The following is an 18,100-nucleotide window of genomic DNA, read 5'->3' as shown; positions in this document are numbered from 1 at the left end:
TCAGTCGGCCAGCGCTTCGGCCACGTTCCACCACGCATCCACCGCGTCGAGGCGGGCCGGGACGATGTGCGCAAGGTCGCCGACGAACGTCTCCCATTGCCCGCGCACGGTGGGCGAGACCGAGGTGAGCACGCGCAGGTCCGCCGCCACGGCGGCGTGGAAGGCGCTGGTGAGCCCCTGCCCGTCCGCCTCCTGGCGGCCGAACTTCGAGAGCACCACCACGGTGTCGGAGAGGTCGCCGCCCTCGGCGAGGCGCGCGGCGATGGCGCGCTCGACGCCGGCGGAAGCCGCCGCAAGGCCCGCGGGGTCGAGGCTGCAGCCGGCGGCGCCGGGGCCGAGGTCCTGGTGCAGGCGGTTGGTCTCGCCGGAGACGAGGTCGACCAGCAACACGTCCTCGTGGCCGCCGCCCTCGGGCAGATGCTCGATGACGCCGATCACCCGCGCGCCGGAGGACGCGAGGCGGCGCGCGGCCTGCGCCAGCAGCGCCTGGATCACCTCGCGGTCGGCGCCCTGAACGGCGAGGATCATGGAACGTTCGAGCGACATCTGCGTCCTTCACCGGCCATGCGGCACGCCCCGTCTGCGCGGGACGGATAGCCCATCGATCGCGCGTATTATGCGCGGTGCAGCAATCCTGTCAGCTTGGGAATATCCCGGGGCCGGAACGGCCGGTCATCGAGGGCCGGGGCGGTCACACATCCAGCGCCGCCCCACCCGTTCGCGTCCCCTCTCCCGCGAGGTGAGAGGGAGGAGCGGCAGGGATTGTGGGGGAAATTGAGCGGCTCAGCGCCAGCGCCGGGATGACCCTTCAAGCGGCGACGCGCTGGAGCGCGTCGATGACCGAATCCACCACCGTCTCCACCAGTTCGCGGTCCTCGCCCTCGCCCATGACGCGGATCACCGGCTCGGTGCCCGAGGGGCGGATGAGGAGGCGGCCGGTGTTGGACAGGCGCTGCTCGCCGTGGGCGATGGCCTTCTTCACCGCCTCGTTCTCCAGCGGCTTGCCGGAGCCGTAGCGCACATTCTTCAGGATCTGCGGCATGGGCTCGAAGCGGTGGCAGACCTCGGACACCGGCTTGCCGCTGCGCGCCACCACGGCCAGCACCTGGAGCGCGGCCACCAGCCCGTCGCCGGTGGTGGAATAGTCGGACAGGATGAGGTGGCCCGACTGCTCGCCGCCCACATTGTACCCGCCCTGGCGCATGCGTTCGAGCACGTAGCGGTCGCCCACCGCGGTGCGCGCCAGCTCGATGCCCTCGCCCGCCAGATAGCGCTCAAGCCCAAGGTTCGACATCACTGTGGCGACGATGCCGTTGCGCGAAAGCCGGCCGTCCACCTTGAAGCTCTCTGCGACGACGGCCATCAGCTGGTCGCCGTCCACCACATGGCCCTTCTCGTCGATGAGGATGACGCGGTCGGCGTCGCCGTCGAGGGCGATGCCGATGTCGGCCCGGACCTCGCGCACCTTGGCCGAGAGCGCGGCGGTGGCGGTGGAGCCCACGTCGCGGTTGATGTTGAGGCCGTCCGGCTCGACGCCGATGGAGATCACGTCCGCGCCCAGCTCCCACAGGGCCTCGGGGGCGACGCGGTAGGCGGCGCCATGGGCGCAGTCCACCACCACGCGCATGCCCTCGAACGACTGGTTCCGCGGCAGCGTGCCCTTGGCATATTCGATGTAGCGCGCATGCACGCCCTCAAGGCGCTTGGCGCGGCCGATCTCGGCGGGCTTGGCGAGCTTCTTCGAGAGGTTCTGCCCGACCAGACTCTCGATTTCCCGCTCCACCTCGTCGGAGAGCTTGTAGCCGTCCGGCCCGAACAGCTTGATGCCGTTGTCGTCGAACGGGTTGTGCGAGGCGGAGATCATCACGCCGAGGTCAGCGCGCATGGAGCGCGTCAGCATGCCCACCGCCGGCGTCGGCATCGGCCCGAGCAGGAACACGTCCATGCCCACGGAGGTGAAGCCGGCGACCAGCGCGGTCTCCAGCATGTAGCCGGACAGGCGCGTGTCCTTGCCGATCACCACCCGGTGGCGGTGCTCGCCGCGGCTGAACACGAGGCCCGCCGCCATGCCGACCCGCAGAGCGAGATCCGCCGTGAGCGTGGCGTTGGCGCGACCGCGCACGCCATCGGTTCCGAAATACCTGCGAGACATGGGACCCTCGTGCGAATGCTCGGCACTCTTGCCGCCATTTACCACTCGCTGCGAGGCCCCGCCATCCTTCTGCGTCAAGTCTGGGAACGGCATACCGCCGCTGCGGTCCGCGCCCGGCTCCCAGCGCGCCGCCGCGGCCGCGGGGGCCTCGTCGACGCGGGGGCTCATCTGATGGGCCTGTCTGTCATGCAGGCCGGTGTCCAGGCCGCCGCCCGCGGCGCCGGGACCCGCCTCGGCCAGCGCCGCCACGAGGCGCTCGAACGAGGCGACCGACTGGCGCACCTCCTCCGGGCTCAGGTCCCAGATCGATTGCCCGCGGGGCGGCTCCGGCGCCCGATGGCCGATGCGCTCAAGAAGCTCGCGCATGCTCTGCGCGACGGCGGACATGGCGCCCCAGCCCCCGCGCCCGTCGCGCATCTCCCCAGCCGCGAAACCAGAGGCCAGATCCGTCACCGATCGTTCTCCTCGTGGAACCCTGCGTGACCGCGCACGCCCCGGCGGCCCGGAAGGCCGCGATCGCGTCCGCTCCGGCACCCGCCGCGTGCGGCCGCCCAGCCTCGCCGCACGCCTCTTATTCTACCGGTAAAGGTTAAGACTGCTTGCACGACAAAGCCTCGGCGTGCACAAGACCGGCGATTCCACCGGAGACCACCCCGCCGTGACCAGCCCCAGCCTCGACGTGCTCGCCATCGGAAACGCCATCGTCGACGTGCTCGCGCGCGCGGAGGAGGACTTCCTCGCCAGCCACGGCATGGCCAAGGGCGGCATGACGCTGATCGACGAGGCGCGGGCGGAGGCGGTCTACGGCGCCATGGGGCCGGGCACCGAGGCCTCCGGCGGCTCCGCCGCCAACACCGCCGCCGGCATCGCCTCGCTGGGCGGCAAGGCCGGCTTCATCGGCAAGGTCAGGGACGACCTGCTCGGCAGCGTGTTTGGCCACGACATCCGCGCCGCAGGCGTCGCCTATGCCACCCCCGCCGCCACCGACGGCCCGGCCACCGCCCGCTGCCTGATCCTGGTGACGGCGGACGGCGAGCGCACCATGAACACCTATCTCGGCGCGGCGCAGAACCTCACCACGGCAGAGATCGACGCCGCCATGGTGCAATGCGCCAAGGTGACCTATCTCGAAGGCTACCTCTGGGACCCGCCGGCGGCGAAGGCCGCCTTCCTCGAAGCCGCCCGCATCGCCCACGGCGCCGGCCGCGAGGTGGCGCTCACGCTCTCCGACGCCTTCTGCGTCGACCGCTACCGCGCCGAGTTCCTGGACCTGATCCGCTCCGGCACCGTGGACCTCGTGTTCTGCAACGAGGCGGAGCTGAAGTCGCTCTACGAGACCGCCGACTTCGACGCCGCGCTGGTCGCCCTGCGCAAGGATGCCAAGCAGGCCGTGGTGACACGCTCGGAGAAGGGCGCCTCCTTCGTCACCCCCGGCGCCGTGGTCTCGGTGCCGGCGCGGCCGGTGGCGCGCGTGGTGGACACCACCGGCGCCGGCGACCTGTTCGCCGCCGGCTTCCTGGTGGGCCATGCGCGCGGGCTCGACCCGGCCACCTCGCTGCGCCTCGGCGCGCTGGCGGCGGGGGAGATCATCTCGCAGATGGGCGCCCGCCCGCAGCGCAGCCTCCTCGACCTCGCCCGCGAGGCGGGGCTGATCGCCTGAGCGGGGCCTTGACCGGCGCCGGCGGCGAGATCGAACCCGCGGCGGGCGAACCCGCGGACGGCGACGCCCAGTCTGCCCGCGCGCTCGCCGCCATCGACCGCGGCGCGCGGGTGGTGATGGTGCTGGGCGGGGCCGGCACCGGCAAGACCACCTTCCTGCACCGCCTGCGCCGCGAACCACGCGGGCGGCAGGTGTTCCTCGCCCCCACCGGCGTCGCCGCGCTCCAGGTGGGCGGGCAGACCATCCATTCCTTCTTCGGCATTCCGCCGCGCCTGCAGAACCCGGACGAGGTGAAGCCGCGCGTCCAGGTGCGCCGGCTGCTCAAGAAGCTCGACCGGGTGGTGATCGACGAGATCTCCATGGTGCGCGCCGACCTGCTCGACGCGGTGGACATCTCGCTGCGCATCGCGCGCGACAGTTCCGAGCCGTTCGGCGGCGTGCAGATGGTGCTGGTGGGCGACTTCCTGCAATTGCCGCCAGTGGTGCCCATGGCCGAGCAGGAGATGCTCGGCCGCATGGGATACGAGGGTCCCTTCGCCTTCCAGTCCAAGGCGCTGGCGGAACAGGAAACGGACGGCGTGCCGTTCACCCACGTGCACCGCCAGACCGACCGCGGCTTCATCGCGATGCTGGACGCGCTGCGCCGCGGGCGCGGGGCACGCGAGGCGGCCGAGGCGCTCAACGCCGCCTGCGTGCGGCCGCACCGCGACGGCGCGCAGCCGGTGCTGCTCACCCCCACCAATGCCCGCGCCGACGCCTACAACGCCCGCGGCCTCGCCGCGCTGCCGGGCGAGGGGCGCGCCTTCGGCGGCCTCGTCAAGGGCGAGTTCGGCCTCGACGGCGACCGCCTTCCGGTGCCCGAGCAATTGGTGCTGAAGCCCGGCGCCCGCGTGATGGCGCTGCGTAACGATCCGGCCCGGCGCTGGGTCAACGGCTCGGTGGGGACGGTGCTAGGCCTCGGGGCCCACAGCGCGGTGGTGAAGCTCGACACCGGGCCGATCGTCGAGATCGAGGCGTTCACCTGGGAGCGCATCCGCTACGGCTGGGACGAGCCAAGCGGACGCCTGGAGACGCAGGTGGTGGGCACCTTCACCCAGCTTCCCCTCGCCCCGGCCTGGGCGCTCACCATGCACAAGGCGCAGGGCCTGACGCTGGACGACGTGCGCATCGACTTCGGCGACGGCGCCTTCGCCCCCGGCCAGGCCTATGTGGCGCTCTCCCGCGCCCGCTCGCTGGAGGGCCTGTCCCTGGTGCGCGAGATTCGCGGCACCGACGTGCGGGTGAACCGCAAGGTCGCGGCCTTCATGGAGGCGTTCGAGCAGGGAGCGTGAGGGCGAGATTGCTTGACCGCTCCTGTTCATCTGCTGTGTAATCAAATTCCTAAGGGGGAGAATCGTCAATTGTCCCCTCCGTAGCTCGGCAGGGGAGCAGACGGTGAGCAATTCTCTAGCCCAACCGGAGAGAGACACATCATTGATGTGCATGGGGCGCTTAGATGCGCTCGCGCTGTTTATATTTTATATGCTCATCTTGTGTTACAGTATATACTATTTAATCCCCGCAATCTCAGAAGGCAGCACCTCCCCAATAAACAGTGAACTAGATGGAGTATATGTTTTAGTTTTTTCTTCATTTTGCGGTTCTACAATTTTTTATTCAAGAAAGCTATATAAAGCGGGAATTAACTACGAATATAATTTCCATCCAGATGGATTTACGATAGAACGAATATCGACCATTGCTTTTTTTATATTGCGCATTCCGTCATCTGCTATTTTTTCAATTATATTGTATGCAATTTGGCGACTGACAATATCAGTCTCTGGCGAAAATAGCTTCCAGTTTACCACTTCTTTGAAATATCTACTTATTTCGATGGGATTTTTTTCGGGATTTTCGGCTGGTCGTATCATAGCTTATTTCGAAAAAGACGGTTTCAGTCTAGCTCGAAATGGAGGCAGAGTGGATGGCTGACGCTGAGACATCTCGCCGAATTAATGACCTCGAACGGCTTGCCTCCAAGGTTCTGGAATTAAAGCGACGCGTCCGGCCACGGCGGCCAATTGTAATTGAATTTGCAGGATCGCCAAAAGCTGGAAAAACATCCGCGCTAAACTCTCTTGATATTTTCCTACGGCGCAATGGATTTCGTACTCGAATCTTAACGGAAAGAGCTAGCGTCTGTCCAATACCAAATAAGTTTGACCCTGTATTCAATGTATGGACAGGCTGCGCCGCCTTGAATCAACTATTAGATACTATTTCAAATAATGCATTGAAAATTGATGTTATAATTATGGATCGGGGATTTTTCGACGCCATATGTTGGTTTGAATGGCAAGCCCATAAAGGATTATTGAGATCAAACGATTTCGATAATTTTGTAAATTTTTTCTTGTCCCCTAGATTTAGAATGCTTATTGACTTAATTGTCGCATTCGAATCCGACCCTGAAACATCTATAGAAAGAGAATATCGCAATTTACTGACTCGAAAGGAAGGAAGCGTCATGAGAAAAGACGTGTTAGAATCCTATCGAGATGTCGTAAGTAAATGCATTCTGAAGTACGAAAAATTGTTTAGAGATGCCATATCTCTCAATACTAATAAAAAGAAGCAAGCAGAAGTTGGATATGAAGTTACACAATTTACACTTAAAAAATTGATGGAAATTGCCAATGAAAAAATTGGCTACATTCCATTATCATCTATTCCAAGTAACATGGAAAGCGTATTTGATTACAAAGTCATTTCAAACTTGGTTGAAAATGATCTATCATTTGAGGATAGAAATTTAGTTGAAAATAATAAAAATCTAATTCAAATTATTCCTATTGCTGTTATTAAGCAAAAGAACGAGATGCAGTTTGTAGTTGCAAGAAAATCGGAAAAAGCTCTTTCATCAAGATCTCCCGAGCGTAGAAAAGTTTTAACTTGGTTCGGCGGCCACATACGTCAAGAGGACTCTAATTTTCTTCCCAACTCAAGTTCACTTGAGGTTATAAAGCAGTGTCTTTATCGAGAGGTTAAAGAAGAAATTGATGTAGATATCAATCCAACTGAGACTAACCCTAAATGTATCTGGGTAAGAGACGGAACGCGATCCGAATGTCATTTGGCAATTGTATTTATTATTGAATGTGACTTAAAAACAACAAAGATAACCGTTGATGGTGAAGAGTTAGTTAAATATGAAAAAAAGAAAATGACAGGAACTGGCGAAATACTTACTGCGAGAGAAATTTTGAGCAAAGAGAAAATTGATAGTTGGTCTGAAATAATTATTAAAAATATTATCGGCTTCCAGAATATAGACGCCGATAGACAGACAAAGTTTAGCTTGTAACTTACAGAGTGTTTCTTATATTGGTATCTTCAAATTCGTTTGACTTTTCCGTGTGTCGCTGGGGTCAAAGGGCGTTTAATTTTATCCCCCCTCCGGCGCCACGCCCATCCTTCGCTCCGGCTCGGCGAAGCCCTCCGGCGCCGGGCCGGCCTCGAAGGGGGTGTCCACCTCCACGAAGGTGTCGGGATAGAAGCCGTTGAAGCGCGTGCGCAGCGACAGCGAGTAGGCGCCGATATGGCCGATCTCGATCCAGTCGCCGGTGTCCACGCTCTCCGGCAGGAAGAACGGGCGCGAGAGCACGTCCACGCTGTCGCAGGTGGCGCCGTAGATGCGGAACGGCTCGATCTTGTCCGCCCGCCCCGCGCGGCGGCGCCGCGCCGGGTCGGGGATGTGGCGCACCGGCAGGACGATCTTGCCGGTCCAGGAATCCGACAGCGACGCCCAGATGCCGTCATTGATGTAGAGCCGCTGCCCCTTCTTCAGCAGCACCCGGGCGATCACCGAGAAGGCGCGCGCGACGATCACCCGCCCCGGCTCGGCCACCAGCGGCGTGCCGGCAAAGCCGCCGCGCTCCACCGCGCCCATCAGGCGGGCGATGATGTCGGCGAGCGGCGGCATGGGGGGCTGCGGGCGGCGCGGGTCGGCCGCATAGGCGGCGGGAAAGCCGCCGCCCACGTCGAGCGCCGAGATCGGCACGCGCGCGGCGTCGCGCACCTCGGCGGCGGTGGCCACCGCCCGCTCATAGGTGGCGGCGTCCTCCACCTGGCTGCCCACGTGGAAACAGATGCCGCACCTTATGCCGAGCCCGTCGATGCGCTGGAGCAGTTCCGCCGCGTGCCCGGGCGCGGCGCCGAACTTCTTCGACAGCTCGTACGCTGCCTCGCCCTTGGAGGCGATGCGCACGAACAGGGTCAGGTCCTCAGGATCGAGGTCGAGCGCACGCACGATGCGCACAATCTTCGCCACCTCGTCCTCGTGGTCGAGGGCGGTGGCGCGGATGCGGTAGTGCTCCAGAGCGAGGCGGATGTCGGCCTGCGCCTTCACCGGGTGCATGTAGAGCAGCTCGGCCTCGGGCGCGACGGCGCGCACGGCGGCGAACTCGTGCGGGCTCGCCACGTCGAAGGCGGTGATGCCGGCGCGGGCCAGAGTCTCCAGCACCATGGGCTCGTCATTGGTCTTCACCGCATAGGCGGTGCGGCCGGGAAAGGCGTCGAGGAAGGCGCGCGCGTCGGCCGCGAGCACCGAGGGGCGGAAGCAGTAGACCGGATGGTCCGGCCGCAGCTCCAGCGCCGCCTCCCGACCGGAGGCAAAGCGCGGCAGCCGCCGGGCCGCGGCCTCGGTGCGGCGGCTGTCGGGAGCGGAGCGGAACGAGGTCATGGTGGTCTTCCCTGCGGTCATTGCTCCCGCCGGCCGGCGACGGCGGCGGCGCCATCATGCCTCATGGACGGGCATTCGGGCGACGGCGCGGCACGCCCGCGGGAAAACCTGCGCGCTTTTCTTTCCCGGTGTGTCCCGCCTGCGCTTGACGGACCCTTGACGCCCGCCCCATCGTCCGGCCGGAGCGGGGTGCGTGCGGGCGCCCCATTGGCGTTGGCGCGCCGCGGCGCGCCTTCTGGACGAAGGGATGCCGCGCGCGGCGCGCTCCCGCCATTTGGGTGGAGACGATCAATGGCCGATCGGGTGCGCGGTTCAGTTCCGGCGACCGCGGGCATGCGCCGCCAAGGGCTGCTTGGCAAAGGTCTTCTTGGCATGATGGCCGCCGCCGTCGCGGTGCTGGCCGTGCTCGCCGTCGCCGCGCCGCACGCGCGCGCCGCGAGCCTGCTGGAGAAGAACTTCTGGCTCTCGGGCCCCAACTACAGCGGCATCGTGCCCGCGTGCGACGAGCGGGAGGCGCTGAACCTCATCTCCATGCGCTTCTCGGAGACCGAGCGCATGTACTGGAACTCGAACCTCGCCATCACCGGGCTCGACAAGATCAGCGAGATCGCCTTCCGCCCCTGGGGTCCCGAATACCAGCCGCGCCGCTATTGCAGCGCCCGCGTGTACACCAACGACAACAAGCAGCGCGCCATCTACTACTCCATCATCGAGGACGGCGGCCTGATCGGCGCCTCCTGGGGCGTGGAGTGGTGCATCGTCGGGCTCGACCGCAACTACGCCTACGCACCCTCCTGCAAGATGGCGCGCCCGTGAGCCTTGAGGGCGCGCGCCGCCTCGCCGCGGCGCTCCTCGGCGCGCTGCTCCTCGCCGGCCTCCTGCCGGCAGGGGCCTCGGCCCAGCAGGACGTTCCGGGCCGGTTCGACTTCTATGTATTCTCGCTCTCCTGGTCGCCCAGCTGGTGCGAGACCCAGGGCGCGGAGGCGGACCGCGAGCCGCAATGCTCCCGCGCCCGGCCCTTCGCCTTCGTGGTGCATGGCCTGTGGCCGCAATATGCCCGCGGCTTCCCGCAATATTGCGTGCGCCCGGCGCCGTTCGTGCCCAATGACCTCTTGCGCTCCATGACCGAGGTGATGCCGAGCCGCGGCCTCGTGCTGCACCAGTGGCGCAAGCACGGCACCTGTTCCGGCCTCGGCGCCCAGGGCTATTTCGACCTGGTGCGGCGCGCCAAGGCCAAAGTGGCGATCCCGGCCGAGTTCCAGCGCCTCAACACCTACCGCATGGTCGCGCCGGCCGAGGTGGAGGCCGCGTTCCGCGCCGCCAATCCAGGGCTCGCGCCGGACATGATCTCGGTCGACTGCGACAGCCGGCGCCTGCGCGAAGTGCGCATCTGCATGAGCCGCGACCTTGCCTTCACGCCCTGTCCCGAGGTGGACCGGCGCGCCTGCCGCCTCGACAAGGTGGTGATGCCGCCGGTGCGCGGCGGCTGAGGCCGCGATGAACTACCAGCACGCCTTCCATGCGGGCAACGGCGCCGACGTGGTGAAGCACGCCGCGCTGGCGCTGATCCTGTCCTACCTCAACCGCAAGGACGCGCCCTACCGGGTGCTCGACACCCATGCCGGCGCCGGGCTCTACGACCTCGGCGGCGCCAACGCCCAGCGCACCAAAGAGGCGGAGGACGGCATCGAGAAGGTGCTCGCCGCCGATCTGCCCGCGCGCGCCGCGACGCTGCTCGCCCCCTATCTCGACGCCGTGCGAACGCTCCGGGCGGACGGCAGCCGCCGCTATCCCGGCTCGCCGGCACTCGCCTTGGCGCTCGGGCGGCCACAGGACCGCTTCCTGTTCTGCGAGACCAATCGCGAGGAGCGCGCGAAGCTTGAGAAGCGCGTGGGCGCCGACCCGCGCGCCAAGATCCTGCCGCAGGACGGCTGGCAGGCGATCACCGCCCACCTGCCGCCGCGGGAGCGGCGCGGCCTGGTGCTGGTGGACCCGCCGTTCGAGGAGCCGGGCGAGTTCCAGCGCCTCGCGGAGGGCCTCGCCGCCGCCCACCAGCGTTTCGCCACAGGCATTGTCATGCTGTGGTACCCGATTAAGGACCTCAAGGCGGTGGACGCGTTCCGCCGCGAGGTGGCGCGGGCGCGGCTGCCGAAGACCCTGAAGGTGGAGGTGGACTTCGCCGAGGTGCGCCGGCTCGACACCCTGTCCGGGTCGGGGCAGATCATCGTCAATCCGCCCTTCACGCTGGCGGACGACCTGCGAAGCGTTCTCAGCGCATTGGCGCCGATCATCGCGCGAGACGGCAAGGGGCGCGTGCGGGTATCCTGGCTCACCGGCGAAGCGTGAAAAGGGGATGCACATGGTGCTGGCATGTTTGCGGCGCGCGGTTCTCGCGGGCGGTCTTGCCGCCGCTTTGGCGGGACCGGCGTTGGCAGCCTGGGCGCCGACGCCGTTCACGCCCGAGGTCGGCAGCCGCTGGCTGGTGCTGGTCGAGGACAGCTCCGTGGACGCCGCCAGATCCACCACGCGGACCGCCACCTACAAGTTCGACCTCAAATACACCGCGCGCGAGGGCGACGGCTTCCGGATCTCCTACATGCTGATGGATGCGGGCCTGACGGGAAATGCCCCGTCGGTGATGGTGGCGCGCGGGGCGGTCGAGGCGCTGCGCGGCGTCATCGTGCGCGCCGTCACCGATGCGGCCGGCCGCCCCCTGCGGGTGGAAAACGAGGAGGCCGTGCGCAACTCCATGCGCGGGCTCAGCTCGCGCTTCCTCATCCCCTATCGCGGCAACCCGCAGCTCACGCAAATCCTGAACCAGATGTTCGATCAGCTCACCAGCGCAACCGGGCCGGCAGCGGTAGAGGCGTTTCTCGATCCCCTGCCGCTGCTCTCCGGCGCGCAGAACACCGCGCTCCAGCCCGGCGAGGTGCGCAGCGTCAAGAGCGAGCTGCCAAGCCCGTTCGGCGGAACCATCGCCAGCCTAAAGGTGACGCGGCTCGGCGCCGATCCCAAGCCCGAGGATTACACGGTGGTGGAGACCGAGACGTTCGACGCGGCCTCGGTCAAGGCCGCCGTCGCCGCGCTCTCGGAGCGCCTCGCGCCGGCCGCAGAGCCGAGCGGCGCCGACATCCGGGCGAAGCTGCCCGAGATCAAGCTTTCCGTGACGAAGACGCGCACCGTCGAGGTCAAGGACGGCATCGCCCGCGCCGCCCAGACCGAGGAGACGACGCGCGGCAATGCGGGGACCGTGAGCGTCGATAGCACCCGCACGATCCATGTCACGGTCATTCCCATTCCCTGAGATAATCGCGCGCGAAAAGGCGGCGACAGCGATGGCAGGTGGCGCGCGATCGCCTTATGCTGCGCCGCCCCCGCCTCACCGGCCGCCCGCCGGCCGCCAACGATCGACAGGAAACGCCCCCCGATGCTGCTGCGTCTGTCCCCCACTTCGCCTTTCGCCCGCAAGGTCAGCCTCGCCGCTGCGATTCTCGACATTCCGCTCGAGACCCGCATGGCCGACACCGCCGACACTTCCGACAGCCTCAGGACCGAGAACCCGCTCGGCAAGGTTCCGACCCTCATCACCGATGACGGCGAGAGCTATTACGACAGCCGGGTGATCCTGGCCTATCTCGACCACGTCGCCGGCGGCGGGCGGATTGTCCCGTCTGACCCCAAGGCGCGGCTCGACGCCATGCGGCTGGAGGCGCTGGCCGACGGGCTCATGGATGCCGGCGTGCTGGTGCTCTATGAGAGCCGCTTCCGCCCCGAGGAAAAGCATGAGCCGCGCTGGCTCGAGCACCAGAAGGGCAAGATGGCGCGCGCCATCGCCGCCCTGGAGAAGCTCGTGCCTGCCGGCGCGGAGATGAACAACGGCACCATCACCCTGGCCTGCGCCCTGGGCTTCCTCGACTTCCGCTTCGGCGGGGACTGGCGCAAGGCGCATCCGCGCCTCGTGGCCTTCCAGGATGCATTCTCGGCCGCGTGCCCGCGCTTCGAAGAGACCAAGCCCAAGGCCTGAAGCCTTTAGCGCCGACACAAAAGGACACGCCCGCGGCGGCGGTCAGATCGACCGCGCCGCGGGCGCGCCCCGCGCCCACCCGGCGGCGCGCTGGGGAGGGCCGCACGCCGGCCGGTTTCGGGCGACAGCCCTCACCGCCGTCAGTTGACGATGTAGACCACCTTGCGGGTGCCAGGCTCCACGATCACCCGCTGGTCGTTGACCACCGAGTATTCGTACTGGCTGTTGGGGATGTTGTAGAGCACCACCTGCCGCGGCAGGGGTCGGCCCACCACCACCTCCTCGCTCACCCGAACCGAGGGACGGCGCTCCTGAACCACGTAGGACCGCACCTCGGCAGGCGGCTCGGCAGCAGCGCCCACGGTCGCACCCACCGCGCCGCCGACCACGGCGCCCACGGGACCGCCGACCACCGCGCCCACAGCGGCGCCGCCGACCGCGCCGGTGGCGGTGGAAGCCTGGGCAAACGCGAGGCTGGGCGCCATCACGGCGAGCGCAGCCGCGCCGACAAGCATCTTGCGCATCATATGTCGTCTCCTCGTCCACTAATCACACGAGGAAGAACGAAGATGCGCGGAAGTCGTTCCAGCGTGGCCGTATCGCCTTGTTTCGGGCACAAGTGGTCTACGGCACAGCTTACGGAAGAATTCGCCGCCATAATACCTTCGGCCTTGGCCATATGCTTTGGCTTAAGCGCAGGCGCGATCGGCCGATGGGGAAGATCACCTTTGACGCCGCCGTGAGACTGGCGCCGCCGTGAAACAGCCCGGCGACGGCGCGCCATGGCGCGCCGTCCGGTCCTGTTGCGGGCGGCGGGTCAGGCGCGTGCCGGCACGCGCGGCACGGGCACCACCAGGCCCCGGCTGAGCAGCTCCGCATGGGTCAGGTCCAGCACGCGCCAGGCGGTGGCGACCAGTTCGTCCGCTTCCTCGTAGGACAGGGTGAAGGGCGGGGCGAGGATCATGCCGTCGCGCACCGCGCGCATCACCAGCCCCTCGCGGAAAGAGAAGTCGCGGCAGATCAGGCCCACCGTGCCCTCCTCCGCCGCGAAGGCAGCGCGCGTCGCCTTCTGCGGGGTCAGCTCGATGGCGCCGATGAGGCCGACCATGCGCGCCTCGCCCACGAGGGGATGCTCGGCGAGCTTGAGCCAGCGCTCCTGCAGATAGGGGCCGATATCGGTCCGCACCCGGTCCACCAGCTTTTCCTCGTGCATGATCTTGAGGTTGGCCAGCGCCGCGGCGCAGCCGCCGGGATGGCCGGAATAGGTGTAGCCGTGGTTGAAGTCGCCGCCGTGCGCGATGAAGCCTTCGGCGAAATGATCGCCGACAATCACGCCGCCCAGCGGGAAATAGCCCGAGGTCACGCCCTTGGCGAAGGTGATGAGGTCCGGCTTCACGCCCATGTACTGGCAGCCGAACCAGTGGCCGGTGCGCCCGAAGCCGCAGATCACCTCGTCGCAGACGAGAAGCACGTCGCGCTCGCGGCAGATCTTCTCCACCTCGGGCCAGTAATTGGCGGGCGGGATGATGACGCCGCCGGCCCCCTGGATCGGCTCGCCGATGAAGGCCGCGACGTTCTCCGGCCCCGCCGCGTCGATGGCGCGGGCCACTTCGCGCGCGGCGTAGAGGCCGAAATCCTCGCGGCTCATCTCGCCGCCCTCGGCCCACCAATAGGGCTGGGCCACGTGGATGATGCCGGGAATGGGCAGCCCGCCCTGCGCGTGCATGGGCTTCATGCCGCCCAGCGAGGCGCCGCCCATGGTGGAGCCGTGATAGCCGTTGCGGCGCGAGATGAAGATATGCTTCTCGGGCTTGCCGAGCGAGGCCCAATAGTGGCGCACCATGCGCAGCACCGTGTCCACCGCCTCCGAGCCGCCGGAGGTGAAGAACACGCGGTTCATGTGCGCCGGCGCCACCTGCGCGATGGCGGCGGCCAGCTCGGCGACGGCGGGATGGGTGGTCTTGAAGAAGGTGTTGTAATAATCGAGCTCGCGCAGCTGCCGGGCGATGGCGTCGACGATGGCGTGGCGCCCGTGGCCCACCTGCGAGCACCACAGGCCCGACATGCCGTCGAGGATGCGGTTGCCCTCGCTGTCATACACATAGACCCCTTCCGCACGCGTGATGACGCGCACGCCCTCGGCGTTGAGCGCCTTGGTGTCCGAGAACGGGTGGAGGTGGTGCGCGGCGTCGAGGGCACGCCAGTGGGCCGTGGAGTTGGACAAGGGGGCCGAAGCCGACGTCACGATGGAATGCTCCCGCAAGGCTGCATGATGGCGCCGCGGCCCGCTGGCGCCGAAGAGGCTGCGGCCCATGGCGGCCGCCCCCTCCCGGACGGCGAGTGCGGCGTTCCAAGTCCAGGAACCGTGCCCCCGAGACCGGTCTCGGCCAAGCTCGCGCGCCGCCTTGCGGCCGTCAAGGGCTGTTGCCGCGGCACATCGGTAGCACACCGGATGATGGCGCGGCCGCCAAATGCAGCTTTCCGATGATACCGCCCGCCGTCAAATGCGTTAACCTTATGGCAAGGGATGACGGGGACGGGGACGGGCACATGATTCGCGGAGCATTCCTCGCCTCGGCGTGCGCATTCGCCTGCCTTCTGGCGCCGGCGAATGCGCACGCCGCCGACATGGCGCCCGCGGCACCGCCGCCCACCGCGCCGGGAAGCTGGACCGGCTTCTATCTCGGTGCCTATGCCGGTTCCGCCGTGGTGGACACCTGGTGGGGCAAGGGGGACGGCGTGCTGACGCCGCGCTCCGACCAGATCCTGCCGGTGCTCGGCAGCGCCACGGCGGCCGTGGTGGGCGGGCAGATCGGCTACAACCAGCAGGTCGGCCAGATGGTGCTGGGGATCGAGGCAGACCTTGGCACAGGGTCGCTCCACGGCACCGCGCGCTGCGGCTTCGACTGGACCTCGGCGTGCACCTCGGACACCGACCTGATCGGCACGCTCGCGGCCCGCGCCGGCATCGCCTTCGGCAGCGTTCTGCTCTACGGCAAGGCGGGCCTCGCCTTAGCCCACACTGCGTTCTCCGCTTCAGGCAAAAGCTACCAAGGCGAGATCTCCGCATCTCAGACGGCCACCGGCTGGACCGCCGGCGGCGGCGTCGAGCTGGCGCTCACGCCTTCGGTGTCGGTCAAGGCGGAATATGCCTTTCTGGACTTCGGCAGCACCACGCCGACGCTGGCTGACGCAACCGGGCGGAGCAATCTCGACATCACCCAGTCGGCGCAGTTGGTGAAGCTCGGCGTGAACGTGCGCCCCGGCGGCGCGCCGCTGCCGGGCACGCGCGCCCAGCCGGGCGGCGCGGGCCAGGGCGCGACCCACGACTGGTCCGGCCTCTATGTGGGCGCCCATGCCGGCGGCGCCTGGGGCCGGGACGAATGGACCGACGCCACCGGCTTCCTCGCGGCCACGGTGAAGACCGGCACCATTCCGGGCGGTGGCGACAGCATGGGCATGTTCGGCGGCGTCCAGGGCGGGTTCAACCTCCAGGCGGGCGCGTGGGTCGCCGGCATCGATGCCAGCGCCAGCGCCGCGACCATCGGCGCCTATGCCAAGTGCCTGAGCGACAACGTCACCTTCGCCAGCTTTGCCTGCCGCACCACGGCGAAGAGCCTCGGCACCGTCGCCGGCCGGCTCGGCTACGGCTTCGGCGACGCGCTGGTCTACGGCAAGGCGGGCGCGGCGTGGGTGTCCGGCACCGTGGACCTGCACAACGCCTATAAGGGTCCCCTCTACGCCACGGACGCCACCCGCTGGGGCTGGCTGCTGGGGGCCGGCGTCGAATATGCGCTGACGGACCGCGTCTCCGCCTTCGTCGAATACGACCACATGGACTTCGGCACGAGCGACATCGCCATCACCGACGGGCGCCGCTCCGCCACCGTGAGCCTCGACCAGAGCCTCGATCTGGTGCGCATGGGCGTGAACTACCGCTTCGGCCCGGCCTCGCCCACCGCCGGCCCGGCCGCTCCCGCCGCCCCGGCGGGCTGGAGCCTTGAGGCCGGCGCGCGCTATTTCCTGAGCACGGGGCATGGCTCGCTCGACCTGTTCAGCCCCATGGACCGCAACCAGCTCAATTCCCGCCTGTCCTATGGCGACACCACCGGCCAGGCGCCGGAAACCTTTTTCCGCCTCGACCACGAGAGCGGCGTGTTCCTCAAGGGCTATGGCGGCATCGGCACGCTGTCGGGCGGCAAGTTCATCGACGAGGACTTTCCGCCCGGCGAGATACCCTATTCGAGCACGCGCAGCCTGCTGAAGGCCGGCAGCCTCGCTTATGGCGGCATCGATCTCGGCTACGATTTCATCCGCGGCCCGTCGGGCACGCTCGGCGCCTATGTGGGCTATCGCGGCTCGTACGATAAGGTCCTGGCCTATGGCTGCTGGCAGGTTGCCGGCAACCCGGACGTCTGCGCCGATACGAAATCGGGCAAGCGGCCGGTCCAGCTCGTGCTCGGCGAGACCGGCTCCTGGCAGGCCTTGGCGCTCGGCCTCAACGGGCGCCTCGCCCTCGCCCCGCGCATCGCACTGGAGCTGGACGCCGCCTATCTGCCCTATGCGCTGCGCGCCGGCTACGACAATCACTGGTGGCGCGGCGACATCAACCCGCAGCCGGAGACCGGCAGCGGCTGGGGGACGATGGCGCAGGCGGTGCTCACCTATGCGGTCAGCGACCGGTTCGACCTCGGCATCGGCGCGCGGTACGAGTTCCTCGCCACCACCACCGCCTCCACCCAGTTCCCGGCCGACGTTCCGCGCTCGCCCGAGACCGTCTACAGCGAGCGCTACGGGGCGTTCGTCCAGGCCTCCTACCGCTTCGGCGACATCGCCCCCGAGAGCGCGCCGCAAGCCGCCGCGCCGGTCAAGGCGGCGACGGCCCCGGCGGCCGACTGGACCGGCCTCTATGCCGGCGCCGCGCTCGGCGCGGGCAAGGGGCACACCACCTATGCCTCGCCCTTCGCGACGCCCGTGAACGGCGACGCGGTGGACCTGGGCGGCGCGCTCATCGGCGGGCAGATCGGCGCCGATGCCCAGATCGGCGCGCTGGTCGTCGGCGCGGAGCTGTCGGGCGCCTGGACCCGCATGGTGGGCACCAATACCTGCTTCGCCAGCGCGCCGGCGCCGGCGGGGTTCAATTGCGGCACCGGCGTGGAGGCGCTCTCGGCGCTCACCGCGCGGCTCGGCTACGCCTTCGGCCGCTCGCTCATCTATGCCCGCGGCGGCGCCGCCTGGGCCCGGCAGAACGATGCCTTCAACACCCACCCGCCCCATCCCCAGCGCCTGAGCGCGGTCGGCACCAACACCGGATGGACCGCCGGCGCCGGTATCGAATACGCGCTGCTGCCGGACCTCTCGGTGGGCCTCGAATACCGGCACTATGCGTTCGGCGCGAGCGACGCGGTCGAGGCCCCGGCGACGCCCACCCTGGCCGGCGTGAGCGTCGCGCCGGACACGCTGCGGCTGGACACCGTGGCGCTGACGCTGAACTATCGCTTCGGCACCGGCGGCGGGCGCTGAGCCCGGCCGCGTGCGGCG

At 67.3% G+C, this 18,100-nt stretch carries 15 protein-coding genes; 10 read left to right on the top strand and 5 right to left on the bottom strand.

Annotation, left to right across the window (positions count from 1 at the left end):
- On the bottom strand, positions 1 to 546 hold the full coding sequence (locus D9R14_RS16430) for a DUF2478 domain-containing protein (protein ID WP_121624429.1): 546 nt from the start codon (positions 544 to 546) through the stop codon (positions 1 to 3).
- Positions 547 to 808: 262 nt separating this feature from the next.
- Complete coding sequence (glmM, locus tag D9R14_RS16425; RefSeq protein WP_121624459.1) at positions 809 to 2,152, bottom strand: phosphoglucosamine mutase; 1,344 nt, start codon at positions 2,150 to 2,152, stop codon at positions 809 to 811.
- Positions 2,153 to 2,810: 658 nt separating this feature from the next.
- On the opposite strand from glmM, the gene D9R14_RS16420 reads away from it, so the two are divergent.
- From D9R14_RS16420 to D9R14_RS22945, 4 genes are all read left to right on the top strand, one after another.
- Complete coding sequence (locus D9R14_RS16420) at positions 2,811 to 3,812, top strand: adenosine kinase (RefSeq protein WP_121624458.1); 1,002 nt, start codon at positions 2,811 to 2,813, stop codon at positions 3,810 to 3,812.
- 8 nt (positions 3,813 to 3,820) lie between these two features.
- Positions 3,821 to 5,143, top strand: coding sequence for an ATP-dependent DNA helicase (locus D9R14_RS16415; protein WP_210313830.1), 1,323 nt, complete (start codon positions 3,821 to 3,823; stop codon positions 5,141 to 5,143).
- A gap of 103 nt (positions 5,144 to 5,246) precedes the next feature.
- The gene (locus D9R14_RS22950; RefSeq protein ID WP_147453050.1) at positions 5,247 to 5,786 is read left to right on the top strand and encodes a hypothetical protein; all 540 of its coding nucleotides are present in this window, start codon (positions 5,247 to 5,249) and stop codon (positions 5,784 to 5,786) included.
- The gene (locus D9R14_RS22945) at positions 5,779 to 7,158 is read left to right on the top strand and encodes an NUDIX hydrolase (RefSeq protein ID WP_147453049.1); all 1,380 of its coding nucleotides are present in this window, start codon (positions 5,779 to 5,781) and stop codon (positions 7,156 to 7,158) included. The genes D9R14_RS22950 and D9R14_RS22945 overlap by 8 nt, the downstream gene beginning before the upstream one ends.
- Positions 7,159 to 7,239: 81 nt before the next feature.
- Here D9R14_RS22945 and D9R14_RS16410 read toward each other — a convergent pair whose 3' ends face one another.
- Complete coding sequence (locus D9R14_RS16410; RefSeq protein WP_394010640.1) at positions 7,240 to 8,556, bottom strand: alanine racemase; 1,317 nt, start codon at positions 8,554 to 8,556, stop codon at positions 7,240 to 7,242.
- A gap of 351 nt (positions 8,557 to 8,907) precedes the next feature.
- On the opposite strand from D9R14_RS16410, the gene D9R14_RS16405 reads away from it, so the two are divergent.
- From D9R14_RS16405 to D9R14_RS16385, 5 genes are all read left to right on the top strand, one after another.
- Positions 8,908 to 9,351, top strand: coding sequence for a hypothetical protein (locus tag D9R14_RS16405; RefSeq protein WP_121624428.1), 444 nt, complete (start codon positions 8,908 to 8,910; stop codon positions 9,349 to 9,351).
- Entirely contained in the window at positions 9,348 to 10,025 is a 678-nt protein-coding gene (locus D9R14_RS16400) for a ribonuclease T2 family protein (protein ID WP_121624427.1), read from the top strand. The genes D9R14_RS16405 and D9R14_RS16400 overlap by 4 nt, the downstream gene beginning before the upstream one ends.
- A 7-nt stretch (positions 10,026 to 10,032) precedes the next feature.
- Positions 10,033 to 10,881 (top strand): 23S rRNA (adenine(2030)-N(6))-methyltransferase RlmJ, encoded by an 849-nt coding sequence (locus tag D9R14_RS16395; RefSeq protein ID WP_121624426.1) that lies wholly within the window; start codon positions 10,033 to 10,035, stop codon positions 10,879 to 10,881.
- Between the two features lie 13 nt (positions 10,882 to 10,894).
- On the top strand, positions 10,895 to 11,839 hold the full coding sequence (locus D9R14_RS16390; protein ID WP_147453048.1) for a hypothetical protein: 945 nt from the start codon (positions 10,895 to 10,897) through the stop codon (positions 11,837 to 11,839).
- Positions 11,840 to 11,962: 123 nt separating this feature from the next.
- Complete coding sequence (locus D9R14_RS16385; protein ID WP_121624424.1) at positions 11,963 to 12,559, top strand: glutathione S-transferase N-terminal domain-containing protein; 597 nt, start codon at positions 11,963 to 11,965, stop codon at positions 12,557 to 12,559.
- 140 nt (positions 12,560 to 12,699) lie between these two features.
- Here D9R14_RS16385 and D9R14_RS16380 read toward each other — a convergent pair whose 3' ends face one another.
- Both D9R14_RS16380 and D9R14_RS16375 read right to left on the bottom strand, forming a co-directional pair.
- On the bottom strand, positions 12,700 to 13,086 hold the full coding sequence (locus tag D9R14_RS16380; RefSeq protein WP_121624423.1) for a DUF1236 domain-containing protein: 387 nt from the start codon (positions 13,084 to 13,086) through the stop codon (positions 12,700 to 12,702).
- A gap of 290 nt (positions 13,087 to 13,376) precedes the next feature.
- On the bottom strand, positions 13,377 to 14,804 hold the full coding sequence (locus D9R14_RS16375; RefSeq protein WP_245420846.1) for an aspartate aminotransferase family protein: 1,428 nt from the start codon (positions 14,802 to 14,804) through the stop codon (positions 13,377 to 13,379).
- A gap of 305 nt (positions 14,805 to 15,109) precedes the next feature.
- On the opposite strand from D9R14_RS16375, the gene D9R14_RS16370 reads away from it, so the two are divergent.
- The gene (locus D9R14_RS16370) at positions 15,110 to 18,082 is read left to right on the top strand and encodes an outer membrane protein (protein WP_170168645.1); all 2,973 of its coding nucleotides are present in this window, start codon (positions 15,110 to 15,112) and stop codon (positions 18,080 to 18,082) included.
- Positions 18,083 to 18,100 lie beyond the last annotated feature (18 nt).

Origin of the sequence: Xanthobacter tagetidis, assembly GCF_003667445.1 — a bacterium.
Classification (GTDB): domain Bacteria; phylum Pseudomonadota; class Alphaproteobacteria; order Rhizobiales; family Xanthobacteraceae; genus Xanthobacter; species Xanthobacter tagetidis.
The sequence above is the reverse complement of the archived record's forward strand: the minus strand, read 5'-3'. Positions and strand labels throughout refer to the sequence as shown.